This is a genomic window from Paenibacillus sp. W4I10, assembly GCF_030816325.1.
GTDB lineage: Bacteria > Bacillota > Bacilli > Paenibacillales > Paenibacillaceae > Paenibacillus > Paenibacillus amylolyticus_B.
The window spans coordinates 5190538-5215058 of sequence record NZ_JAUSXX010000001.1 but is presented as its reverse complement, the minus strand read 5'-3'; the positions used below and the strand labels follow the sequence as shown (position 1 = coordinate 5215058).

The 24521-nt window shown below is 43.9% G+C and carries 27 protein-coding genes and 1 tRNA gene; 4 read left to right on the top strand and 24 right to left on the bottom strand.

The genetic code is table 11. The features are described from left to right. Positions 1-6: 6 nt before the first annotated feature. The 8 genes from QF049_RS23560 to rpsF form a co-directional block, all read right to left on the bottom strand. Positions 7-912 (bottom strand): ABC transporter permease, encoded by a 906-nt coding sequence (locus QF049_RS23560; RefSeq protein WP_036611941.1) that lies wholly within the window; start codon positions 910-912, stop codon positions 7-9. 29 nt (positions 913-941) lie between these two features. Then, on the bottom strand, positions 942-1904 hold the full coding sequence (opp4B, locus tag QF049_RS23555) for an oligopeptide ABC transporter permease (protein WP_036611942.1): 963 nt from the start codon (positions 1902-1904) through the stop codon (positions 942-944). Between the two features lie 7 nt (positions 1905-1911). Next, positions 1912-2844 (bottom strand): ABC transporter ATP-binding protein, encoded by a 933-nt coding sequence (locus QF049_RS23550; RefSeq protein ID WP_017691436.1) that lies wholly within the window; start codon positions 2842-2844, stop codon positions 1912-1914. Between the two features lie 14 nt (positions 2845-2858). After that, a complete protein-coding gene (locus QF049_RS23545; RefSeq protein ID WP_124118694.1) occupies positions 2859-3848 on the bottom strand; it encodes an ABC transporter ATP-binding protein in 990 nt (329 codons plus the stop codon). A 727-nt stretch (positions 3849-4575) separates the two neighbouring features. Continuing rightward, the gene (locus QF049_RS23540; RefSeq protein WP_307540952.1) at positions 4576-5169 is read right to left on the bottom strand and encodes a M15 family metallopeptidase; all 594 of its coding nucleotides are present in this window, start codon (positions 5167-5169) and stop codon (positions 4576-4578) included. Between the two features lie 217 nt (positions 5170-5386). After that, the gene (rpsR, locus tag QF049_RS23535; protein ID WP_017691433.1) at positions 5387-5659 is read right to left on the bottom strand and encodes a 30S ribosomal protein S18; all 273 of its coding nucleotides are present in this window, start codon (positions 5657-5659) and stop codon (positions 5387-5389) included. Positions 5660-5715: 56 nt separating this feature from the next. Next, positions 5716-6201 (bottom strand): single-stranded DNA-binding protein, encoded by a 486-nt coding sequence (gene ssb / locus QF049_RS23530; RefSeq protein ID WP_017691432.1) that lies wholly within the window; start codon positions 6199-6201, stop codon positions 5716-5718. A gap of 48 nt (positions 6202-6249) precedes the next feature. Next, on the bottom strand, positions 6250-6543 hold the full coding sequence (gene rpsF, locus QF049_RS23525; RefSeq protein ID WP_036611944.1) for a 30S ribosomal protein S6: 294 nt from the start codon (positions 6541-6543) through the stop codon (positions 6250-6252). Positions 6544-6745: 202 nt separating this feature from the next. On the opposite strand from rpsF, the gene QF049_RS23520 reads away from it, so the two are divergent. Continuing rightward, a complete protein-coding gene (locus tag QF049_RS23520) occupies positions 6746-6940 on the top strand; it encodes a YjzC family protein (protein WP_036671877.1) in 195 nt (64 codons plus the stop codon). Positions 6941-7378: 438 nt separating this feature from the next. On the opposite strand, the gene QF049_RS23515 is transcribed toward QF049_RS23520, so the two are convergent. The 4 genes from QF049_RS23515 to QF049_RS23500 form a co-directional block, all read right to left on the bottom strand. After that, positions 7379-7469: transfer RNA gene (locus tag QF049_RS23515), tRNA-Ser, on the bottom strand. A gap of 103 nt (positions 7470-7572) precedes the next feature. Further along, positions 7573-7782, bottom strand: a complete 210-nt coding sequence (locus QF049_RS23510; RefSeq protein ID WP_150365088.1) for a DUF951 domain-containing protein — start codon at positions 7780-7782, stop codon at positions 7573-7575. Then, positions 7772-8710 (bottom strand): mechanosensitive ion channel family protein, encoded by a 939-nt coding sequence (locus QF049_RS23505; protein ID WP_307540948.1) that lies wholly within the window; start codon positions 8708-8710, stop codon positions 7772-7774. Before QF049_RS23505 ends, QF049_RS23510 begins: the two co-directional genes overlap by 11 nt. A 14-nt stretch (positions 8711-8724) precedes the next feature. Then, positions 8725-8988 (bottom strand): putative Se/S carrier protein, encoded by a 264-nt coding sequence (locus tag QF049_RS23500; RefSeq protein WP_017691427.1) that lies wholly within the window; start codon positions 8986-8988, stop codon positions 8725-8727. A gap of 117 nt (positions 8989-9105) precedes the next feature. Here QF049_RS23500 and yyaC point away from each other — a divergent pair, with 117 nt between their 5' ends. Beyond that, entirely contained in the window at positions 9106-9711 is a 606-nt protein-coding gene (yyaC, locus tag QF049_RS23495; RefSeq protein ID WP_017691426.1) for a spore protease YyaC, read from the top strand. Here the strand turns inward: yyaC and QF049_RS23490 are convergent. From QF049_RS23490 to rpmH, 12 genes are all read right to left on the bottom strand, one after another. Next, positions 9686-10186, bottom strand: a complete 501-nt coding sequence (locus tag QF049_RS23490) for a DUF4446 family protein (RefSeq protein ID WP_307540945.1) — start codon at positions 10184-10186, stop codon at positions 9686-9688. The two genes, yyaC and QF049_RS23490, sit on opposite strands and share 26 nt — an antisense overlap. 140 nt (positions 10187-10326) lie before the next feature. Then, the gene (locus QF049_RS23485) at positions 10327-11481 is read right to left on the bottom strand and encodes an aminotransferase class V-fold PLP-dependent enzyme (RefSeq protein WP_307540943.1); all 1155 of its coding nucleotides are present in this window, start codon (positions 11479-11481) and stop codon (positions 10327-10329) included. 161 nt (positions 11482-11642) lie between these two features. Then, positions 11643-12488 carry a ParB/RepB/Spo0J family partition protein gene (locus QF049_RS23480; protein ID WP_017691423.1) on the bottom strand — a complete coding sequence of 282 codons (846 nt, stop codon included), beginning with the start codon at positions 12486-12488 and terminating at the stop codon, positions 11643-11645. Further along, positions 12481-13242, bottom strand: coding sequence for a ParA family protein (locus tag QF049_RS23475; protein ID WP_024629525.1), 762 nt, complete (start codon positions 13240-13242; stop codon positions 12481-12483). The genes QF049_RS23480 and QF049_RS23475 overlap by 8 nt, the downstream gene beginning before the upstream one ends. A gap of 189 nt (positions 13243-13431) precedes the next feature. After that, positions 13432-14250: a nucleoid occlusion protein gene (gene noc / locus QF049_RS23470; RefSeq protein WP_091012196.1), complete on the bottom strand. Its 819-nt coding sequence runs from the start codon at positions 14248-14250 to the stop codon at positions 13432-13434. A gap of 526 nt (positions 14251-14776) precedes the next feature. Continuing rightward, complete coding sequence (gene rsmG, locus QF049_RS23465; protein WP_124118698.1) at positions 14777-15499, bottom strand: 16S rRNA (guanine(527)-N(7))-methyltransferase RsmG; 723 nt, start codon at positions 15497-15499, stop codon at positions 14777-14779. Further along, complete coding sequence (gene mnmG, locus QF049_RS23460) at positions 15499-17388, bottom strand: tRNA uridine-5-carboxymethylaminomethyl(34) synthesis enzyme MnmG (RefSeq protein WP_091035227.1); 1890 nt, start codon at positions 17386-17388, stop codon at positions 15499-15501. The genes rsmG and mnmG overlap by 1 nt, the downstream gene beginning before the upstream one ends. A gap of 228 nt (positions 17389-17616) precedes the next feature. Continuing rightward, positions 17617-18993, bottom strand: a complete 1377-nt coding sequence (gene mnmE, locus QF049_RS23455; RefSeq protein WP_124118699.1) for a tRNA uridine-5-carboxymethylaminomethyl(34) synthesis GTPase MnmE — start codon at positions 18991-18993, stop codon at positions 17617-17619. 211 nt (positions 18994-19204) lie between these two features. Continuing rightward, entirely contained in the window at positions 19205-19906 is a 702-nt protein-coding gene (gene jag, locus QF049_RS23450) for an RNA-binding cell elongation regulator Jag/EloR (RefSeq protein ID WP_017691417.1), read from the bottom strand. Beyond that, positions 19903-20781, bottom strand: coding sequence for a YidC/Oxa1 family membrane protein insertase (locus QF049_RS23445; RefSeq protein ID WP_307540935.1), 879 nt, complete (start codon positions 20779-20781; stop codon positions 19903-19905). The genes jag and QF049_RS23445 overlap by 4 nt, the downstream gene beginning before the upstream one ends. A 74-nt stretch (positions 20782-20855) precedes the next feature. After that, positions 20856-21206, bottom strand: a complete 351-nt coding sequence (gene rnpA / locus QF049_RS23440) for a ribonuclease P protein component (RefSeq protein WP_036611981.1) — start codon at positions 21204-21206, stop codon at positions 20856-20858. 314 nt (positions 21207-21520) lie between these two features. After that, positions 21521-21655, bottom strand: coding sequence for a 50S ribosomal protein L34 (rpmH, locus tag QF049_RS23435; protein WP_017691413.1), 135 nt, complete (start codon positions 21653-21655; stop codon positions 21521-21523). 576 nt (positions 21656-22231) lie between these two features. On the opposite strand from rpmH, the gene QF049_RS23430 reads away from it, so the two are divergent. Continuing rightward, positions 22232-22906, top strand: coding sequence for a GntR family transcriptional regulator (locus tag QF049_RS23430; RefSeq protein WP_017691412.1), 675 nt, complete (start codon positions 22232-22234; stop codon positions 22904-22906). Positions 22907-23117: 211 nt separating this feature from the next. Next, positions 23118-24479, top strand: a complete 1362-nt coding sequence (locus QF049_RS23425; protein ID WP_124118703.1) for a GntT/GntP/DsdX family permease — start codon at positions 23118-23120, stop codon at positions 24477-24479. Positions 24480-24521: the final 42 nt, after the last annotated feature.

The window sequence follows — 24521 nt, the reverse complement described above, 5'->3', positions numbered from 1 at the left end:
CTTTTTTTAACCTCTTCTTTGTCTTGCATCAGTCGCACGCTTTAGGGCTTGACCGACATTATTTATACTCAACATCAATACCAGAATCAGTACCGATGCGGGTAGCCATATCCACCATCTGGATTCCAGGGTTTGCGGATTACGTGCATAACTTACGAGTGTTCCAAGACTAGGCGTACTTTCGGGAAAACCAAACCCGAGGAAAGACAGCCCGGATTCGAGGCCAATGTTGGCAGCGAGATTCAATGTCATCGTTACGATAATAATGGAGCTCAGATTCGGAAGAACCTGTGAGAGCATAATCTTCAGATGAGAAGAGCCCAATGTTTTTGAAGCTTTTACATAATCCAGTTCCCGTTCTTGTAATGCTTTGGAGCGAATCAATCTGGCGATACCCATCCAGAGAAATGCCGTCATGATTAGAGAGAACGAGATGATATTGTATTTCGGTACTGCAGTAACAAACGCGATAACAATCATCAACATTGGAAGGATCATGAAGAAATCAACAACACGCATAAACAGATTGTCTATCATTCCACCGAAATAACCGGATAAAAGGCCAATTAAGATACCTATGAAGCCAGTCATTAACGTTACGATAATTCCAATGGTCAGGGAGTTACGTGTACCGATGACCAGTTGACCAAATACATCACGACCTCCATAGTCCGTTCCAAGCCAATATTTCGCTGATGGTGGTTCATATAAGGCAAACAGATCTACGCGTACGATATCATCCTGATTCAGAATGAGAGACGTGCCATATACCAGCAACATGACCAAGCCCAAGAAAATGAGCGAGATTAGTGCCACCTTATCTCTGACAAGCTCCCTCCATAAAATACTCAAGCTGGAGGGGCTTTTATCAACCTTTTGTGAAGTTACAACTACCTCGTTGGCCTTGCTCATCTTGTTTTCACCCCGAAATCTTCAAGTTCTTACTTGATCCGTATACGTGGATCTACAATTCCTAGAATTATGTCAGACAGCAATGCCCCGAGAATGGAAGCTACGCCATACAACAATACGAGTGCAGTCACAACGCTGAAGTCACGCAATGAGATGGAACTCAGGAACAACTGCCCCATACCTGGATAACTGAATATACTTTCGATAAATACCGTACCTCCGATAAGCCCTGTAATCTCATATCCGAAGAATGCGGCGATAGGTAATAACGAGTTTCTCAAGATATGTCTGTTATAGATCCGGGATTCCGAGGCACCTTTGGCTCTGGCAGTAATAACGAATTCCTTATGCTTGATATCAATGATCTCACTACGTAAATATTGAACCGTAGATACCGTTGTAATCAGTGCCATGGATAGTGCAGGCAATAATAGATGATAGAACTTACTCATTACGTAGCTGAATGTGCCTGGTGTAAGTCCTGGCGCAACGCTACCTCCTGTCGGGAACCAGCCGAAGTGGAATCCGAAGATCCATACCATTACCAGTGCAAAGATGAACAATGGTGCGGCAAAGCCCAGGTAGGTGTATCCCGTGATTAACCGATCAGACCAGGTATCATTGTAACGACCACTGATGATACCCAGTGGAATAGCGATCAGGTAAGTCAGTACAAGCGTCGCCAGTGCGAGCCAGAATGTGTTTGCTACACGCTGACCGATCAAGTCGGTAACCGGCATTTTGAAACGGAAGGATTGTCCAAAATCACCTTGGATGGCGTTTTTGATCCAGTCCCAATATTGCACGTACCAAGGATTATTCAATCCCAGTCTCTCTCGCTGCGCTTCCAATGCTTTGGGATCAACGCTTGGATCAAGCAATCCCGTTAGTGCATCGCCCGGCATGGCCTTGGCCATCAGAAAGACCAAAAGACTAAGTAAAAATATCTGAGGGATCATTATGATAATTCTGCGTACTATCGTTTTCCACATATGGCCTTCAACCTTTCTGAGGTAGAGCTACTCGGTGAGTATCGGAAATGGATTTGAGCGAGTATGCAAGCCCTTCCTCATCAAAGAAATTTCGGTATGAATGTTCATACTCCGATTTGACCTGTTGACGGAAGGCTACCATTTCCTCTCGTTTGGTTGGGTCCATATCCGGAATGGCTGCAATGAGACGTTTGGTATAGATGTGTTGCGGATTCTCAAAAATATCATTTGTTGTGCCCTGTTCCACATATCGACCTTTATACATAATTCCAATCTCATCACACATATGGCGGATGATGCCCAGATCGTGACTGATGAACAGATACGTCAGATTTAATTCTTTTTGTATTTCCTGCATGAAGTTGAGTACCTGAGCCTGTACCGATACATCGAGTGCAGATACAGGTTCATCCGCGATAATTAGCTTCGGCTTCAGTGCAATAGCCCGTGCAATGCCGATCCGTTGACGCTGCCCCCCTGAGAATTCATGCGGATATTTGTAGATTGATTCCGGACTCAGGCCAACCTTCTCAAGTAATTCTCTTACTTGTCTTTTCTCCTCGGTAGCTGTCAGACGCTCATAGTTACGAAACGGCTCAGCGATAATATCGATAACCCGCTTCTTAGGATTCAGTGATGAATATGGGTCTTGAAAAATCATTTGTACATCCCGCTGGAGCTGCCTGTTTTTACGTCGCTCCGTAGCCAAGTTTTTCCCGTTAAATAGAATCTTTCCGTCAGTGACATGGTTTAGCCCAATAATGGCTCTGCCTGTTGTTGTCTTACCTGAACCTGATTCGCCAACCAGACCATAGGTCTGTCCTTCTTCAATCGAGAAGCTAACATCATCAACAGCCTTTACACTGCCAATTTCCCGTTTAAGCAATCCACCGCGAATCGGAAAGTGTATCTTGAGCCCTTCTACTTCGAGTAATGCCATTATGTTATTCCTCCTCAGCTTTGGTCAGGGAAATGAAAGTGCTGGTAACAGGTACACCGCACAAAGTGACCTGGTGCAATTTCATGCATCTGTGGGTTCTCTTCATGAGCCGATTCACTAATCCATGGAATTCGGGCTTTGAATCTGCACCCTTTGCGAGGAAGATTTTTGAGTGATGGTACGATACCTTGGATGACATGTAATTTGGATCTTTCTTCAGACAGGGTGGGAATAGAGTTCAACAATGAGCGGGTATATGGATGCTTCGCATCGTTCATCAATGTGAAGATATCTGCGATTTCAACAATTTCGCCTGCATACATAACTGCTACGCGATCAGCCATCTCAGCTACGACACCCAGATCATGTGTAATCAGAATAATGCCTGCGTTAATTTCATTCTTCAGATCACGGATTAGCTCCAGAATCTGTAGTTGAATCGTAACGTCAAGCGCCGTCGTTGGTTCATCGGCTATGAGTAGTTCCGGTTTGTTGGCAATCGCAATGGCAATAACAATTCTCTGTCTCATACCACCAGATAGTTCGTGGGGATACTGCTTGTATATTTGTTCGGGACGTGGGATCCCTACCTGATTCAATAAGTGAATGACCTTTTCTCTCTTCTCTCTGGAAGAAAGCTTGGACTGATGAAGTGTGAGAATCTCTTCAATCTGTTCACCAATAATCATTAGAGGATTTAGTGCGGACAATGGGTCCTGAAAAATCATGCCCATTTCTTTGCCGCGTAGCTTGTTTAACTTGCTTGGGGAGATGTTGGCAATGTCTTGTCCTTTATAGAGAATCTGGCCTTCGATCTTTGCTTTGTTATGCAAACCCATAAGAGAGAATGCAAAAGCACTTTTACCTGACCCTGATTCACCTACAATCGCCAACACTTCATTTTTCTTCACCTTAAGGTTAACGTGATCCACTGCTGCATAATAGTCATCTTCAATTCTGAATGATGTTGTTAGATTTCTGACTTCCAATAGCTCTGTATTCAAATCAATCACCCTAACCCCATAATTTCCGTAGATTGTATTCGTGTGTAGAGGAATGCATCCACTGTATATTTCCAAGTTCTTGAAGATAACGAACAATAGCTTATACAAAATACCAAATCATTAGGAGAAACAAGTTTAAGAGACTTATATTTAGACCATTGGTCAATTAATGTTGATAATTCCTAGCGGAATTATATATCAAAATAATTAATGTAATCATACGTGTAATTTTAGCTAACGTCAATGCTTATTTTGAGATTTTTGGTATAAATGTTTTTTATACTACAGATTTGGATATTAGTAATACTATAAAGGCATATATCAGGAATTTTGAGAGGTGTTATCTTGTTTTTGGCTGTGAGGTGTACATAGGCAATTAGTCAAAATAACATATACATAACATAGCAGTTACATCTAATGTATATGTATGCTTTAATTTAAGTAGACAATCTTAATTTTGCGTGAGGTAAATGTTACATATATGAGTGACGATTATATATCGATCCATAGCTGAATTTTATTGAACCGGAGCTGTTATGCTTACAATTGAAATAATATGTGCGATCAAAGCAAAAAATCTAGTTAATCTAGTATAGTTTTATTTATTTACTAATGTAAAGACCAAATTGTCATCTTTTATCATTTATTTTACAAAAGAAAGAAAAAAGCCCTGCAAAATGCAGAGCTTATCTAATATTTATTCATTTAAATGTATATATAACACCCATTACTGAGAATCAGGAGGTCTTTTACCACGTTTTAACTCATTGATACTCAAGCCAAAATCCATCTGCAAGTGAGGATAGTCCGGGAAGTTTGCCCAGTCTCCACCCCAAGTGAAACCTAACTCTTTGGCGAGATCCACAACTTCCATCCAGTCTGCCTTGCCATTCCCGTTATCATCACGTTCCATATCCCACACCACATCACCCTCAGGCGTCCTCAGTGCAAAATCAATTGCTAATCCGTAGTTATGATATGACTCACCACCACGTGCATTAGTAACGATATTGCCTGTGCTTGAGCGTCCTTGGTTAAATAGTGCATCTTGTTCCTCGGAACTTCGGTAGCCGTGGGTGATGACAATCTCTATTCCACGTCTCGCTGCCTTACGTACCAATAATTTCTCATTTTCTGCTACCACAGGATGTAGGCCGGTGATTGGCAGAACTTCTTGGATTGTTGTCCCAGGCCACATGTTATCTATATCACCTTTTTGCTGTAACCACACATATATAATGGAAAGTAAAAGAGTAGCTATAATCCAGGTTCTCAGACTGCTCTTTTTTCTCTGTTTGCCTTTACGTTTTGATGTATTCATATCCACTCCTGATGATTATTCTGAAATAAATCTATTCTTGCTAACTGAGCCTTTTCAGTAGATTAGACTCTATTATAATCCATTTGAGCCTTGAATGCCTCTATCACCATAGTTTGGATTCTCTGATTAGCTAGAGTGAACATGTTATTTTATTCTATACATACAAAAAAAGCAGCCGGCTATAAGCCGACTGCTTCGTATGCAAGCTGAGTAAAAACTACTCAGTTGTGTATGGCAATAATGCGATTTGACGGGAGCGTTTGATTGCAATCGTCAGCATGCGTTGATATTTAGCGCTAGTACCTGTTACACGGCGTGGCAAAATTTTTCCACGTTCGCTGATAAATTTACGAAGCAAGTCCGTATCTTTATAATCGATGTGAGTAATTTTGTTAGCTGTGAAGAAGCACACTTTACGACGTTTATTACGGCCGCCACGACGTGCCGGTCTTTTATCGTTGTCTCCGCCTTCTCTTTGCTTGAAGCCCATGCTTTTCAGTCCTTTCCTATCATGTAACCCATATCTCCGAAGAGTATCAGCTCATGTTAAAATGGCAAATCATCATCCGATATATCAATCGGTTTTCCGTCATCGGAAAAAGGATCCTGATTGTTGCTACGCGAATTATTGTTATTGTTCGCGCGTCCGCCGCCTCCATAAGAAGGCTCTTCACGCATTGGTTGCCCACCGCCGCCACCGCTATTATCACGGTTAGCTGACTCCAAGAAACGGACATTATCGGCAATAACTTCGGTCACGTATACACGTTTTCCTTCGTTATTCTCGTAGTTCCGTACTTGAATGCGTCCTTCGACTGCAGCCAGGCGTCCTTTGCGCAAATAGTTTGCACAGGTCTCGGCAAGCTGTCTCCAGGTTACGACCGGAATGAAATCGGCTTCCTTTTCTCCCCCTTGGCTTGTAAACGGTCTGTCCACTGCCAAAGTAAATTGCGTAACTGCTACTCCTGCTGGAGTGTAACGCAACTCAGGATCCCGGGTTAACCGTCCGATCAGAATGACACGGTTCAACAATGTAATCCCCTCCTTCAGAGCGTATTGGTGCGTTAATCACGATTAGTCTTAAGCAGACTTAACGTCGTTTGTAATGAGATAACGAATTACTTCGTCAGAAATCTTCATGAGACGCTCAAGTTCAGTTACAACTGCTGGTTCAGCAGTGAAATGTACCAGAACATAAAAACCATCACGGAATTTCTTGATCTCATACGCAAGACGGCGTTTACCCATAACGTCGTGAGCTGTAACTTCACCACCGCCGTTGGAGATGATGCCTTGGAATTTATCGACTGTAGCTTGAACAACTTCTTGCTCAATGTCAGGACGAATAATGTACATCACTTCATATTTGCGCATAATTTTCACCTCCTTATGGACTCTGGCCCTCAATCTAGGTTGAGAGCAAGGAACGAGCACAAACTCGAACTATATTAATATAACAAATACCGAGTTAAAGTGCAAGCAAACGTTCCCTGTACATATTGGCACATGATCAGCCCGGCTATGGAGCACACTACAGAAGCAACAAAGTAACATAATCTGCAGAGGAGGTTTTATCATGGGTGAAAAAACCGAGTTTGAACCAGGAGACAAAGCCCCAAACGATGGAGAGTACACGGAAGTTGGGGAAAAAAGCTTTGTCACGGAAATTCAGAACCCAAAGCGGGTAACGCTGCAAAAAGGTGAAGCTTTTCCCGAAACAAGCAATCATAATCGTAAGTGGAAGAAGCTGACCAAAGCCCGCGTCCATTAATCGCAATACTTTTTTACGATCCATGTATATAAAACGGAATAAAGCACATAATACAATTAGGCGGTGCACGAGAGAGGTGTGGTTCCGTTGGACAACGAAGCCGATCATTCGCTGTTGGAGATTCATCACGTAATTTAAGAAGCAAGTGGTTATGTGTTGTAAGGCCCTTCGTCTGAAGCACGCGTATTGCTACGTGCAGTACACCAAGTGTCTGATTGTTACGACCGATTGTTTCCTAACAAACAAATGCACCGCCGGATAAAGAGCCCTTCGGGGCTCTTTATTTTTCGTTTTAGTCATTAATGATCCATCTGATATGGATACGTGGTCAATACATATTCAATAAAACGTTATACAAAAAAAGACTTTCCTAATGGAAAGTCTTCTTATCGATCTTTTTATTAAACTCAATGTGTATTGAGTAAATTACAATTGAAGTGGCGGAAAGGGTGGGATTCGAACCCACGCACGCTGTGACACGCCTAACTGATTTCGAGTCAGCCCCCTTGGGCCTCTTGGGTACCTTTCCGCAGCAATATTGATTATAGCATGATCATTTACAGAACGCAACACCCATGCGGGGCCTGCATGTAAACGTTATTACGCGTACTGCATACCGAATTATTACAAGATCAGGATTCAGTGGAATCGTCGGCTGAACGCAGTACCTTCTTCATGTTTTTCTCGAATTTCGCTCTTGGAATCAACACGCTGTGTTTACATCCGACACACTTGATTCGAATATCCATACCCATACGAATGATCTCCATCTCATTGCTGCCACAGGGATGCTGCTTCTTCATCTGCACGATATCCCCAAGCTGGAAACTTTTACGCTCCACCTGTGCCATCCCCCTCATCTTTCTCCAAAGCTACTGCCTGTTCCAATACGGCTTGATTGCTCATCTCATGATACTCCAACGTTTTTTTCACATCGCCCTGAATCTGACGTTCCACAGAAGCACGAGAGTTAGGCATACATTCAGCCACAATTCGCACCACATACTCTGATGTAGACATCGACTGAATACCGAGCACATCCGGCACCTTCACAATATTTAGGTCACGCTCTTCAATCCCCACCAAAGACTTCTTCACCAGATGTACTGACTCATCGAGACTTAAGTCCGCCTTCATCGGAATATCCACTACAGCCAGCGAATTCGACATGGAGTAGTTCGTTACACTTGCAATCGCCCCGTTTGGGATAATGTGCACTTCACCTTGCCAGCTGACCAGTTTCGTTGTTCTAAGTCCGATCACTTCAACCGTTCCCTTGTAGGTTCCCGTCTGAATAACATCCCCCACAGCGAATTGGTCCTCCAATATAATGAAGAAACCGGTAATAACATCCTTGACCAGACCCTGTGCACCAAAACCAATGGCAAGCCCGAGCACACCGGCACTCGCGAGTAGCGGTCCAACTTGGATATTGATCTCAGATAACAGTAGCAGAATCATAATGAAATTACATGTTATGGAGGTCGCATTTTTCAACAGTTCCCCTACGGTCACGAATCTGCGCGGATTCACGCGAATCTTGCCTTCCTGCTTGCGTTCCATGGAACGATCTATAATGCGATATACCACCTTAATGACAATACGGGTGATGATAAAAATAATAATGATCCGGATTGAGCTGAACATAATGTTAAGCCACATATCGGGGTCTGCAATTCTGTTCCAGACTTTATCCGTCCAACGAAGGGCTTCATTCACAGCACCAGCGGCGCTACTACTTTCCCCTTGAGCAAATTGAAATGGCAACATCCAGCATGCCTCCTCTACATCGGTATGTTATCATAGCTGTCTTCTGTTTTGAAATAGAGGCCTCGGATCTCGACGAACTCGTTACGAATGATCTTTTGCACTCGTTCCAGATCCTCTTTTGGAAACTGGATACATAGCGCACACCCTGCTGTAATTTCTTTTGGCGTAGGGAACAAGTCGATTTCTATTTCAGCAAACTCCAGCAGCATTTCAGCACGCAGTGCCTGCTGGGTTGAATCAAATGCAATCAGCATCCAATCGTTAATCCATTCGTCCATGTCCGGCTCCTTTCGCCATATGTTTAACCTTTGAGAAAAAGCTTGTCCTCGTGAAGTATAAAACGCTCTACCTTTCCATATACTGTTACTACTATTCCAAGGGAAAGGATAGATCCTATGAATCCTACTTCGCGTTCCTTTTCATCACAAGACATGACCAGTTTGAAAATCCCCCATACCGATCCAAGCATTCACTCCGCCATTACCCATCGGTTAATGTTCCATCTCTATAAAGCCCATTCTCTGCAAAATGTAGTGATTGTCTGCATCGGCACAGATCGTTCAACAGGTGACTGCCTTGGTCCTCTGGTCGGATCAGCCCTTTCCAAGTGGGACAGCCCTTTATTCCATCTCTATGGTACCTTGGATGAACCAGTCCATGCGATGAACCTGCAGGATACCCTTCACAATATACAGAAAACACACCATAACCCTTATGTGATTGGCATTGACGCCTGTCTCGGACAATCATCCAGTGTGGGATGCATTCAAGTTGTGAATGGTCCACTCAAGCCGGGTGCGGGGGTAAATAAAGAATTACCGCCGGTCGGCGATATCCATCTGACAGGTATCGTTAACGTCGGCGGCTTTATGGAATACTTTGTTCTACAGAACACACGGCTCAGTCTTGTTATGCGCATGTCCGAGATTATATCCAGCAGTCTGTACTCTGCCATCCGGGAATGGCATACACGTTCTACTCTGCTTGCTGTGCCAGAGTAATAGCTTCCTTTTCCTCTGGGGACAGAGTATACGTGGACTCTCCCCCTTTAAGAGGTTTGGCATATACGTAAGAACCGTCACGGTTATATATCCCCGTAAGGATCATGCCATCCTGGCTATCATTAATCATGGCCATGGAGAAGCTCAGATCACTGCCACGCTCTCCATAAGCATTGTACCTTTTCACGCCAACTTTACCTTGAATGCGGGTCAGCTTTTGCATGACAACTTGCAGCTGATTCGTTTGCAGTTTGTGTTCATCCTCAATGCTATCCATCTGAATTTTCAGATTAATCAGCAACGATTCCAGGTCCTCTACTCCACTGCCAGCCATCATGGCTTCATATTTACGTTTAAACTTTCGTAACTTTGCTCCTTGAGCAATACTCACAATCAGCAAGATCACCGTAAGTAATGCCATTCCGCCAATAATCCATAACAGCTGTTCCAGAATCAGCTCGTTTAATTCAGCCATGTAAGTGCAACTACCCCTCTATATTTTTGATCAGATTAACGTCTGTCCTGTAATACTACCATTCATTATAAATCAACCCGATATCCATAAGCTTAATCAAGCAACCCTGTATCCAATGAGTTCATCATTTCAACTCTAATCTAGTCTGCCCCAGTCAATTCCAACACTGCCTTAACGAGTGCTTCCACATGTTCTCTAGTTGAATTGTATCCCACACTAGCTCTTACTGCTCCGGTAGCAGTTGTACCAGCAGATTCGTGTGCAAGCGGTGTGCAATGGAAACCGGAGCGAACCGCAATCCCATAATTCCGATCTAATCGGAAAGCGAGTTGTGCCGAATCATACCCATCTACAGTAAAAGATACTAATCCGGTGCGTGGCTGTCCAATCTCTGGACCAAGCATTCGAATGCCCTTAACGGATGACAGCCCATCCATTATATGTTGGGTCAGTTCCCACTCATGTTGGTAGATGACCGCTGGTGTCATCTCAAGTACATGTTTCACACCCGCATTCAGCCCTGCGATCCCGACTGTATTCGGCGTCCCCGCTTCATACCGATCAGGACGCACCTTTGGCTGCTCCAGAGCTTCTGACTGACTTCCTGTTCCTCCATGAAGTAAAGGCTCTATATCGAGCTCTGGCGCAATGTACAAGCCCCCTGTACCCTGAGGACCAAGCAGTCCCTTATGCCCTGGAAAAGCCAACATATCAATGCCCAATTGTTGTACATTCACAGGCATAACCCCAGCACTCTGAGCCGCATCTACTAATAAGATCGCCCCATGTTTACGACATAGGAGCGAAATTTCTCCAATTGGAAGAATACTGCCAAGCAGATTGGAACTATGTGTGCATACCACCAATCTGGTATTGGAACGAAACATACGTTCCATTTGCATCAGATCAATGGCTCCCGAAGCATCAACAGGTACATAATCAATCTCCACATTTCGGAGTCTGCGCATATACTCTAGTGGTCGTCTGACTGAGTTATGTTCAGCCATGGTGGCAATCACATGGTCGCCCTCTCTGAGCGAGCCTTGAATCGCCAGATTCAGTGCTTCTGTCGTATTTGATCCGAATGCAATATCATTCGCATTTTTGATTCCAAAGATATTGGATATGGATTTTCTCGTCTCGAACAATACACGACTTGCCTGAACAGCCATCCGGTGACTTCCTCTGCCAGGATTGGCTCCGGCAATCTCCAATGCACTCAACATCGCATCACCGACAGCAGGTGGTTTGGGCCAAGATGTTGCTGCATGATCTAGATAGATAACTCCCTCCACCTCACAACCACCTCTGTCCCATAAATTAATAATTCCCCTGCACATAGTGCACATATAACCCTATAAACGAAGAATGACATATCGTTTCTCCATGGTACAGAGGCGATATGTCATGACATGAGTAAGCCCCGCATGTTGTTAATGAATCACAGACCCGACTGTTATTGTAACAATTCCAATAGCCGTTCTAGATCCTGTTGACTGTAGTAGTTGAGCTCAATTTTACCTTTATCTTTATTGTGCTTGATTTTCACTGTTGTTTTGAAACGTTCACGCAGAGATTCTTCCAATGTATCAATGAATGGATCTTTCTTTTTCAACTTCGATTTGGCTTTAGCCTCACCTGTTTTGGATCGATCCAATTGTTGAACAGCTTCCTCCAACTCACGTACACTCCATTGCTGATCAATGGTTTGTTTGGCAAGTTGCTTCACCACAACCTCGTCTTTCACACCAACGATCGCACGTGCATGTCCCATAGATAATGTTCCACGTGAAACATGGTCTTTTACTTCTTCCGGCAATGATAACAGACGCAAGAAGTTAGCAATGTGAGAACGTGATTTACCTACTTTTACAGACAACTCTTCCTGAGTCAACGCGAATTGATCCATTAACCCCTGATAAGCAACTGCAACTTCCATGGCGTTAAGATTCTCCCGTTGCAGATTCTCAATCAACGCAATCTCCATTACCTGCTGATCACTGAAGTTCCGGACTACAGCCGGTACCGTGGCATTACCACAATATTGCGAAGCTCTGAACCGTCGTTCTCCGGCAATAATCTCATAACCTCGTAATACAGGACGAACAATAATGGGTTGTATGACACCATGCTGACGAATGGATTCAGCCAGTTCATGTATTGCGCCCTCATCAAATACTTTACGTGGTTGATAGGGGTTAGCCCGCAGTTGACTAATCGGGATTTCTACGACTTTATCATCGTCATTAATTGAAAGCGAAGGAATGAGGGCATCAAGACCTTTTCCAAGCCGCTTACTCATAAGAAATCACTTCCTTTGCGAGCTCTAAATACACTTCCGCCCCTCTTGAACGGGGGTCATACGTAATAATGGATTGACCATGAGATGGTGCTTCACTAAGCCGTACGTTACGCGGAATAATTGTTTGATATACTTTTTGTTGAAAATACTTTTTCACTTCTTCAATAACCTGAATCCCCAGATTGGTCCGCGCATCAAACATCGTCAGCAATACCCCTTCAATCTGCAGGGATGTATTCAGATGTTTCTGTACCAGACGAACCGTATTGAGCAACTGACTTAATCCTTCAAGTGCATAATACTCACACTGAATCGGAATGATCACCGAATCGGAAGCAGTCAACGAATTGATCGTTAACATACCAAGAGATGGTGGACAATCGATCAGTATGTAATCATAGTTTTTTTTCACCATGGCGAGTGATTTTTTCAGGCGAACTTCCCGTGATATCGTGGACACCAATTCGATCTCGGCTCCGGCAAGCTGAATCGTTGCAGGTATGATATGAAGGCCTTCAATCTGAGTCTCCACAATCGCTTCTTGAGGAGGAACCTCATTAATAATGACATCATATATACAATTAGCCACATCTGCTTTATTGATTCCGACTCCGCTGGTTGTATTCCCCTGAGGGTCAATATCGACAAGCAATACTCTTTTCCCGAGTGAAGCCAGTCCTGCACCCAAGTTAACAGATGTCGTCGTTTTCCCCACACCGCCCTTTTGATTTGCTACGGCCATAATCTTAGACAATTACTTCACCTCAAATAAAATAGGAGTCTTTTCTGTAGGTTGTGAGATATTGTTAACAAAAAGCAGGCGGCTATCGTCCACACAAACAACAACTACCGTTCCATCAATATACCGACCGTTCTTTAAAAATGTCAGACCTAACTTGCTTTATAGACATAAAAAGCGGCCCATTGCCGCCATAAGCTTCAATTATTTGCGTTTTGGAATATGGATAACGATCTCATAATGATCCTCATGGTCTGCTTCTTTTGTTTTGATGTCCAGACCAGAGCCAGTTACCATATCAATGGATTGGCGAATTGTATTAAGTGCAAGCCTTACATCCTTGGTAAAGGAAACACGTCTAGATTTTTTAATCTTAGAAGATTCCTTGTAGAAGGCAACACGTGCCTCTGTCTGTTTCACATTCAATTCTTTTTCGATAATCTCACCGAGCAACTTCATCTGCAGTTCTTCCGTATCCAGAGAAAGTAATGCTCTTGCATGCCGTTCAGAAATTTTGCGTTCCATCAATGCGGCCTTAATGCCTTCTGGAAGCTGTAACAATCGAATTTTGTTAGCGATGGTTGACTGGCTTTTGCCGAGTCGTTGTGCCAGACTTTCCTGTGTCAGTTGATGCAAGTCAATCAGCTTCTGATAAGCGACAGCTTCCTCAATTGAGGTCAATCCTTCACGCTGCAAGTTCTCAATCAGTGCAATGGATGCGGCCTGAGAGTCGTTGAATTCACGCACAATAGCCGGAATCGTATCCAAACCCAATTTTCGAACTGCACGCCAGCGACGTTCCCCGGCAATAATCTCATATGATCCATTTCGCACGCGAACGACAATAGGCTGAATTACACCATGTGTTTTGATCGTTTGCAACAACTCATCAATTTTATCATCATCAAAAATAGTACGGGGTTGATATGGGCTGCTCACAATTTCATTAACCGGAATCTGTTTGATCTCATCTCCGTTATTGCGCTCCGCCAAACCAAACAACTTCGAAAATTGTTCTTTCATTCCGCAGATTACCACCTAGTTTCGTAATAGCTCCCACAGTCTATGCAGGTGCTTCTTATTCAATAAGCGACCTTTCACATGCATCGTTCTTGGAATAAGTTTTGCCTTTCATAACGCTTCCTGTCATACAACATCGAACGCATATCCATCTATCTATACATATAATCTATGATCGCTGTGACCCAGGATCGGATACTTCTATTCTATCATCTATTCTATCATCTTTTCTATCATAATCCTATGCTTACCTATTCTTTAAACTCTGCTAATTTTCCTGCTTTTTCTTTGTGAATATTGGAAATATGACGACTTGCACACATTCAATTAATGAAATTGTTCATGAGTTACTGTGCGTAAAATTCATCATTACAGGTTCTTCAAGAGATATGTAATACGGAGTATCTGTAATGTTGATCCAGTCCTCCATTTCAGAAAACAAAAAAAGAGAATGTTTCACGTGAAACATCCTCTTTATCTATGTCTAAAATTCTATTTTGTTTTGACTCACTTCAAAACCATCACGTAACTATATCAGTGGAGTCTTCATTGGAGTACCAGGTTTACGCGGATACTTATAGGGTGTCTTATCAAATTTCTGAATCAGAATGATATGACGCTCTGATTCTTCAACTGGCAGCTGGAATGGATGAACAGCCTTAACCCGTCCTTTCAGTTGATTGAAGCTGAACTCCGCTTCCTTCATTTCCTCACGGGGGTCTCCGCCCTTCATCGCAGCGAACATTCCACTTTTACGAACAAACGGAAGACAGAATTCATTCAGCACAGCCAGCTTGGCTACTGCACGCGCCGTAACGAGATCGTAGCTGTCACGATACCCTTCTTTGCGTCCAATCTCTTCAGCACGGCCATGAACCAATTCCACATCAGTCAGGCCAAGGATATCTACCACATGCTGTAGAAAGCCAATGCGTTTATTCAATGAATCGATGATCGTAAGCTTAATGTGCGGGAAACAGATCTTCAGGGGTAATCCCGGAAAACCCGCTCCAGATCCAATGTCAGCAAGCTTATTCACTTTGGTCATGTCAGTATAAAAAGCCAGCGATACCGAATCATAGAAATGCTTGGTGTACACTTGCTCACGATCCGTAATTCCGGTCAGATTCATCTTTTCATTCCAGGATACCAGCTCCTGATAATACAGTTCGAATTGCTCCAACTGGAGTTCGCCCAGTTCCAACCCATGTTCTTTCAAGCGCAGCTGAAGCTGCCGTTGAATATCGTCCATTATTGTCCCCTTGCTGCGGTTACACGGTTATAATGCTCCAGGTAGACCAGCAGAATGGAGATGTCGGCAGGAGTAACTCCAGCAATACGAGACGCCTGACCAATCGAGATTGGACGAATCGTAGCGAGCTTCTGCTTGGCTTCCATAGCAAGACCATGAATCTCATCATATACGATGGTGTCCGGAATTTTCTTTTTCTCCATCTTTTGCAAACGTTCCACGTGAATCAATTGTTTCTCAATATAACCCGCATATTTAATTTGTATTTCGACTTGTTCTTTCATATCTGCTGTCAGTTCTACCTCAGATGGTGAGAGCTGTTCAATCAGTTCATACCCCAGCTCCGGGCGACGCAACAAGGTAAGCAACGTACTGCCATCCTGAATAGGTGTAGATCCGTACTCTTCCAGCTTGGCATTCACCTCAACCGGGCGAGCTTTAGCCACTTTCAGACGTGCAACTTCCTGCTCAACTTTCGCCTTTTTATCCAGGAATTTCGCATAACGCTCTTCAGGGATCAGGCCAATGTCATGTCCGATTTCCGTCAAACGCATATCTGCATTATCATGGCGAAGTAACAGACGATATTCAGCGCGTGAAGTCAACAGACGATACGGTTCATTTGTACCCTTTGTTACCAAATCATCAATTAACACGCCAATATAACCTTGAGAACGATCAAGCACGATCGGCTCTTTATCTTGTACTTTGCGTGCTGCATTAATGCCAGCCATAACGCCTTGTCCAGCCGCTTCTTCATAACCTGAAGTACCATTAATCTGACCTGCTGTGAACAGACCTGGCAGACGTTTGGTTTCAAGTGATGGCCACAATTGTGTTGGCACCATCGCATCGTATTCAATCGCATAACCGTTACGCATCATTTCCACTTTTTCCATACCTGGAATGGAGCGCAGAACCGCAAGTTGAACATCTTCTGGCAGACTTGTAGATAGTCCCTGCACATAATACTCCGATGTATTTTTGCCTTCCGGCTCCAGGAAAATCTGATGTTTCGGTTTGTCGCTGAACCGGACAATTTTATCCTCAATGGATGGGCAATAACGCGGTCCAGTCCCTTCAATTACACCGGAAAACATCGGTGCACGATGCAGATTATCATTAATAATCTGATGTGTTTCCACAGATGTATACGTCAACCAGCAAGGCAACTGCTCATTATCAGAAGATTCTGTTTCATAGGAAAAGAACTTCGGCTCATCATCGCCAGGCTGAATTTCGGTTTTGCTAAAATCAATCGTATCCTTATGCACACGTGGTGGTGTACCTGTTTTGAAACGAACTAGATCAAAGCCCAGTTCACGCAGATGCTCTGACAATTTAAGAGATGGTTGTTGATTGTTTGGTCCACTCTCATACATCAACTCACCCATGATCACTTTGCCACGCAAGTATGTGCCTGTCGTCAGAACGACTGCTTTAGCCCGATACTCTGTTCCGGTCTGAGTCACAACGCCTACACATTTTCCGTCTTCAACGATCAGTCGATCAACCATACCCTGACGCATTGTCAGATTACGTTCATTCTCCATGGTTTCCTTCATTTTATGCTGATAGGAGAATTTATCTGCCTGAGCTCGAAGCGCGTGAACAGCAGGCCCTTTACCCGTGTTAAGCATTCGCATCTGAATAAAGGTTTTATCAATATTCCGTCCCATTTCTCCACCAAGTGCATCAATCTCACGTACAACATGTCCTTTGGCCGGTCCCCCAATAGATGGGTTACAAGGCATAAAGGCCACCATATCCAGATTGATCGTAATCATTAGTGTTTTGGACCCCATACGAGCTGCGGCCAGCGCGGATTCCACACCAGCATGTCCTGCACCAACGACGATTACATCATAACTGCCGCCATCAAAAGCCATTCCCGTTTACCTCCTTATTCCGCTGCATTTGGTGTAACTCACACAGACGGATCATGTTCTACAATAATGAAACTACTTCTAACCGTTCCTCGGAACTTGCATTCCTATCTATATAAAACCAACACGTAATGGCTTTGGCTACAACATCATTCCATCCTTTGACAACAGGCAGAAATTGTACCTTTCCATCATACACTACGATTCAAGTCAATCCGCAGTATATTTTTTTTACTTTCCTAGACAGAACTGGGAGAAAATCTGATCAATTAATGCATCATGTGCTGTATCTCCAACAATCTCTCCCAAATGCTCCCACGCCAAACGAACATCAATCTGAATCATATCGATTGGAATGAACTGCTCTGCTGCTTCATAGGCATCAACCAGGGACTGCTTCGCTTTCTTGAGCAAAGCAATATGACGCACATTGCTGACATAGGTCAGGTCTGCGGACTCCAGTTTACCACTGAAAAATAGCGTAGAGATGGCATCTTCCAGTCGATCCACACCCAGATCATCTTTCACCGACATCGGTACAAGCCGTTCTTCCGGAATGTAACGAAGCAGCACGTCACGTTCTACCTGTGGCGTTAAGTCCATTTTATTCATAATGATTATCGATTGTCTACCGCGGATTTGTTCCAATAATTCAATCTCATCGGGATGAAGTGGCTCCGCAGCATTGACAACCATTAAGATCAGATCGGCTTCACTTACCGCAGAACGAGAACGTTCTACCCCGATCTTCTCTACCACGTCCATCGTTTCCCGTATTCCTGCCGTATCCAGCAATTTCAGCGGGATATTATTAATCGTAATAAACTCTTCAATTACATCACGAGTTGTTCCTGGAATGTCCGTGACGATAGCCCGATTATCTTGAGCGAGTGTGTTCATTAATGAGGATTTACCCACGTTAGGTCTTCCAACGATAGCCGTCGTGATACCTTCTCGCAGGATCTTTCCTTGCTCTGCTGTAGTCAGCAATTTATCAATTTCAGTCATAACCTGACTGGACTTTTCTTTAATAAAATCAGACGTTAACGATTCCACATCATGCTCGGGATAATCGATATTTACTTCAATATGTGCCAGTGTTTCCACCAGTGTATATCGTAGATCACGCAGTTTGGAGGACAGCTTGCCTTCAACCTGTTTCAATGCAACCGAGAAAGCTCGGTCCGACTTGGAACGAATAAGATCCATGACACCTTCAGCCTGAGACAGATCAATCCGCCCATTAAGGAAAGCACGCTTTGTGAACTCACCGGGTTCAGCCAGACGAATATCAAGTTGCAACAACAGGTCCATGACCCGTTTAACAGACACTACACCGCCATGCGCACTGATCTCCACCACATCTTCTGTTGTGAACGAGCGTGGTGCCCGCATTACCGTAACCAGTACTTCCTCAATCTTTTCCCCATTAACGGGATCTATGATATGACCATAATGAACCGTGTGAGATGCTGCCTGAGTTAAAGGGGTTTTACTGCGAAAAATCTTTTCTGTCTCCGACACTGCATCCGGGCCGCTGACCCGGATCACGGCGATACCCGCCTCTCCGACAGCCGTTGATATCGCTGTGATCGTATCACTGATCATGGTTATCTCTCCTTGCTCTATTTTAAAATTGCCGCCCCTCGGGGGACGCCATATCCATTTTCAAATCTATTAATGATATAACATATGACATGTTGCCTATCGTATTAAGTTCACTCTTGACTTGTTCTACGCACCTTATCAAATTGCTTCTGTACGAAAAAAGCAATGGCTTCTGCACCGGGCAGGAAGCCATTGCGTCTTCAATTTCGTGTTATTTCGTCGTAATAACCACACGCCGATTAGGCTCTTCACCCTTACTTAACGTCTTAATCTGCGGGTGGTTTTGCAGTTTTGCATGAATGACTTTTCGTTCGAGCGGAGGCATTGGTTCCAGTACAACTTCCTTACCGGTACGGATTGCTTGTCCAGCCAACCTTTCGGCCAGGTCCTCCAGCGTCTTCCGCCGACGTTGACGGAAATTCTCCGCGTCGAGCACAATTCGAACGAAGCTTTCCGAATATCGGTTCGCTACAATGTTCGTTAGATACTGAAGCGCATCCAGCGTCTGTCCACGTCTGCCAATAATCATGCCCAGATCTTCGCCGGCAATATTGAAGATATGTCCATCCCGCTGTTTTTTGATATGCACTTCAACATCCAGTCCCATACCTGCTGCGACCTCTTTCAAGAAAGCAGCCGCTTCTTCATAGGGATTTTTAGCTGCAACATCCTCAAGTAATGCATCTACTTCAGGTTTGTATGCAGCTGGCTTGATCGGCTGTGGAACAACTTCCGGTACAGGCAATAATTTCACTTCTACTTTGGCCGCCCTCACCCCGAACAAACCCAGGAATCCTTTTGACGGCTGCTCTAACACTTGTATCTCGACCTTGTCCCGACTTACGCCAAGCTCGGTCAATCCTTGGTTTACAGCATCTTCAACGGTTTTTCCTGACGTAATGACTTTGGTCATTTCGATTTTTTGGCCCCTTTCGACCCTTTTCCAGAGACGGTCGCTTTGCCACCGTTTTTGCGTTTAGCTCCATTTTTGGAAGAGCTATTCTGCTTCACGTTGACCTCAGCCACGATTTTATCATTATTCCGGTAAAGGAAATAGTTTTGCACGATCGTGTAGATGTTACTGTAGAACCAGTACAGCGGAAGTGCTGACGGGAACTGGTAAGACATCACGAAGATCAAAATTGGGTATACCCAAAGCATAAACTGCATCGGACCAACTTGCTGTGCAGGGTTCATACGCATCATCATCCATGTTTGAATGAATGTTGTGATGGCAGCCAGCACTGGCAAAATAAACAGGTGATCCGGTTCCCCGAGCTGGAGCCACAAGAAATCATGTGTTCTCAGACTGGAGTTTCCGTAAATTGAGTTATAAAGTGCGATGTAAATCGGCATCTGAATCAGAAGTGGCAGACAACCCGCCATCGGATTAACTTTGTTCTCCTGAAACAACTTCATTGTTTCTTGCTGAACTTTCTCAGGTGTATCTTTAAACTTGGCTTGAATCTCCTTCAGCTGCGGCTGAATCGCCTGCATAGCTTTGGAGCTACGGACTTGTTTCATTGTTAATGGTAAAATCAATGTCCGTACAATAAGCACCATCACAAGGACGGCCAGTCCATATTCACCGTTAAACCAGTTGGCGAATGTATCCAGCGCCAGTGAGAACCAGTACACAACATTGCTTTGCCAGAATGAGCCACTATTCTTCAGATCTTCCGTAGTAACCCCGGCTCCTTGTGGAGTACATCCGGCGAGTACAGTGACCATTGCAATGACTGCAATGAGGAGAATCCACTTCCCCTTTGATGTCTTCAATCGCGACACTTCATAACCCCTCTCTTAACCATTCCATTCCACCATAAATCATACCATAATTAGGAGGACAAATAAACCGAAGCTTACCGCTTGCTCGACTTCAAAAGAGAGCCCTTTCGCATCGCATGTAGCAGGCTTTTTTCCATTTCCTTATAGGGCATGTCCAGTGCACCTTTTCTGACGATAAAAATCAGATCCATCTGCGTGACGATCTCATGCTCATGATGACGAACAATTTCCTTGATCATGCGTCTCATCCGGTTGCGTACGACAGCGTTTCCGATTTTCTTGCTGCATGATACACCGACCCGAAATTGTTCCGTATCTTTACGGCGACAGCCATACACCACGAATTGATGATTGGCAAACGATTTCCCATACCGGTATACGCGGCTAAAGTCCGCCCGGTTTCGTAGACGCAGTCTTTTATACACGGCGCTTCTCCTTGCTGTTCTCCACCAATGTTATTTGACGGAGGCCTCATTACTGATTTAGTATAGGCTTTCTTGAATGACGGTAAACCGTCTTGGCGACAACTTCATTTGGGATGATTATTAATCAGCTACTTGAACTGATCCGCATTCATCATTATATAAGGTAAGTTTTCGACAAATGGAAAACTCACTCAACATACATTCGTGTGTGTTCAGCACTTTTTCGCAGACCATTCAGACCTGATCTGTAGCAGCATCCAGTCTGATTTGAGCTAATTAAGAAAAAAAAGACCACCTCGGTGGTCTTCAATGCATTAAGCACTCAGGTTTTTACGGCCTTTAAGGCGACGTGCGGCCAAAATTTTACGGCCGTTGCTCGTGCTCATTCTTTTCCGGAAACCATGAACTTTTTTACGTTTGCTAACGTTCGGTTTGAATGTAGGTCTCAATGTATTGCACCTCCTCACAAGGAAATACTTATGTGATGAATCACTTTCATCTTCACAGAAAACACCTTTATATATTTAACCATGATCACCTGGAAAAGTCAACTGCAAGGCGCAAGGCTTCTCCCTCTTTTATATACACTCTCCATCCCACCCAAAGCAATGACCACAGTCCGTTCACTTCAATACCATTACCAAGCCTCGCAGAGAGTTCTGAAAGTTATCCCCAGACCCTGATCAGATCGCCATATTTCAGCATTTATAGTTATCCACACCCTCCAATACCTGTTATTTCCTTCATTACATCCTGTTTAAAGTTATTCACATGTGGATAATGATTATAGGCTATAAATATCGTCGAATTCCAATCCGGTTGTATCCGCTTCAATTAAGGTTTACAAGCTTTTGAGAAAGGTGTAGGATAAAAATCACATCTTGTATACAAGTAGTCCTTTGAAAAAATCATTAGCCGTTAGCTTGTAGCTACAGACTATGGATTGAACTGAATGTCCAGTCTGCAAAATAGTTATGCTATGATCAGTAATGAACTGATTACTTATTAATAGGAGCGTTAGCCATATGTTATTTCCTTCTTCCTGGCTTCAAGGGGCTTCCCGTGGTGAAGCTATTGCCTGCGAATTAAGGCTGCGGATCATTAGCGGTACCCTTCGTCCTGGAGAGATTTTGTCGGAAAATCGAATTGCGGCTGATTTTGACAGCAGTCGGTCACCTGTTCGTGAAGCGTTAAGAACATTGTCCAATGAAGGTCTTATTCGACTTGAACGTATGGGTGTTGTTGTCATTGGACTACGAATCAAGGATGTCGAAGAATTGTATGATGTCCGTTTCCTGATTGAAAGTTTTGTGCAGCAGCGACTTGCTGGTGATGTCCCAGAATCATTAATCACCCAGCTGCGTAACGTGATCGACAAAATGCAACTTGCTGGACGACATCAGGACGCTGTCGAATTTGCCTATCAGGATCTCGTTTTCCACGAAACCATCATTGAAGCTGCTCAGCATTCCCGTATTTCACATCTATGGAAGAGTATTCGATATGTTGTGATGACCGTTATGCTGCTTACGACGCGCAGAGTATTTGTTCAAGGCGAGCAGAAAGTAAGCGCTGTAATTGAGAAACACCGTTTGCTCGTTGAAGCACTTGAATCCGGTGACAAGATGCTCATTCAGGCTGGAGTCCGAACATATTTCCAAGATTCTGGTAAAACCCTGCACGAAAGCTTTGATTCCTAATGGGTGCAAGGCGTTTGCAATCATATCCGTCGTGATTGATTGCGGCTTAACTTGTCGACAAGTATACAAAATGCGATTTTGTTTCAAATTTGGGCATGATAAAACTACATTTTTTCGCCAACACCTTCTGAGGTACTGTCACAAATTTAATTGTTGACGATAATTTCACTTGTAAGCGTTCTATATCAGAAATAAAGGAGCACACAACATCATGAGCACTCTTTTTGGACTATCCCACAATGCAACATTATTGGTTTGGACGTTAATTGCGATCGTTTTTCTGATCGTCTTGATTTCCAAGTATAAATGGAATCCTTTCATCACCCTGCTGTTGTCCGCATTAATGCTCGGTTTGCTTACAGGCATGAAACCTGCCGACGTGATCTCTTCCATTACCGGGGGACTTGGCGGCACACTTGGAACCATTGCAATTGTTATTGCTCTCGGTACGATGCTTGGTAAGATGATGGCCGAATCTGGTGGTGCCGAGCGCATTGCAACTACATTGGTCGATCGGTTTGGTGTGAAACGTGTGCACTGGGCCATGATGATTGTTGGATTTATCGTTGGTATTCCCGTTTTCTTCGAAGTCGGCGTAATTTTGATGATTCCCATCATTTTTACCGTTGCACGTAAAACCAATATGTCTCTGCTTCAGATCGGTATTCCCATTTTGGCCGGTCTGTCGACTGTACACGGTTTGGTTCCACCCCATCCAGCGCCAATGATAGCGATTGAAGCCTACAGCGCGGATCTGGGTAAGACCATTTTGTACTCCCTGATTGTTGGTATTCCTACAGCGATTATTGCAGGTCCTTTGTTTGGTAAATTTATTGGAAAAAGAATACACACCGAACCGCCAGCCGAACTGGCTGAACAATTCGCAACAAAAACAAACAGCAACATGCCTGGGTTTGGTATTACCCTGTTTACCATATTGCTGCCGGTTATTTTGATGCTGATTGGTTCCATAGCAAGCATCATTGACCCAAATGCCACGAGCGGCTTTACCGTTTTCAGTGAATTTATCGGTCATGAGATCATTGCTCTGCTCATTTCAGTTGTATTTGCCCTCTTTTCACTCGGCTTTGCACGTGGATTCACCAAACATGATATTTCTCGCTTCACCAGTGAATGTCTGGCGCCTACGGCGACCATCATTCTCATTATTGGTGGAGGCGGTGCCTTCAAACAGGTATTGATCAATAGTGGTGTAGGCAACGCCATTGCCGATGTCGCTACCCATGCCAACATCAACATCATCCTGTTTGCCTGGCTTGTCGCTGCGCTCATTCGTGTAGCTACCGGTTCAGCAACCGTAGCCATGACAACTGCTGCCGGTATTGTCGCTCCAGTGCTTGCACTCACCCCAGGTGTCAATATTGAGCTGGTTGTACTCGCTACAGGTGCAGGGTCACTCATCTTGTCCCATGTGAATGATGCGGGATTCTGGATGATCAAAGAATTCTTTAATATGAGCGTTTCCCAGACATTGAAAACGTGGACCGTTATGGAAACACTATTATCCGTGGTTGGACTGATCTTTATTTTACTCCTGAGTACAGTGGTATAAATGGAGTCTCTATAGTAGAAAGAAATTAAAATCTCATCGCTT